The following is a 330-nucleotide window of genomic DNA, read 5'->3' as shown; positions in this document are numbered from 1 at the left end:
CGGCCAGCAATAGCGGTGGCACTTCGGCGCAAGCTACCGTGACGATCACGGTGACGCCCAGCGCGCCCATTGCCGGCGATGTCAGTGCCACGGTGGCCTATGGCAGCAGCGCCACCGTGATCCCGCTGAGTTTGAGCGGCGGCGCGGCAACGTCGGTGGCCCTGGCATCCGCCGCCAGCCATGGCACGGCGACGGTCAGCGGCACCAGCATCAGCTACACGCCGACGGCAGGCTATTCCGGGTCAGACAGCTTCAAGTATACGGCCAGCAATAGCGGCGGCACTTCGGCGCAAGCCACCGTGACGATCACGGTGACGCCCAACGCGCCCA

The 330-nt window shown here is 67.6% G+C and carries 2 protein-coding genes (1 of these 2 cut by a window edge); both read left to right on the top strand.

Features of this window, described 5'->3' with window-relative positions; translation table 11 throughout:
• Positions 1-13 carry part of the coding region annotated (locus K0F85_RS29190) for a putative Ig domain-containing protein (RefSeq protein WP_374198633.1) on the top strand (this coding region is incomplete at its 5' end). Its footprint begins 298 nt before the window's first position, so 13 of the 311 annotated nt are shown.
• 25 nt (positions 14-38) lie between these two features.
• On the top strand, positions 39-330 hold a 292-nt coding region (locus tag K0F85_RS02970; RefSeq protein ID WP_219114459.1), incomplete at its 3' end, for an Ig-like domain-containing protein.

Source organism: Janthinobacterium sp. UMAB-56, assembly GCF_900095265.1.
Taxonomy (GTDB): domain Bacteria; phylum Pseudomonadota; class Gammaproteobacteria; order Burkholderiales; family Burkholderiaceae_D; genus Janthinobacterium.
This window is presented reverse-complemented; position numbering and strand designations above follow the sequence as displayed.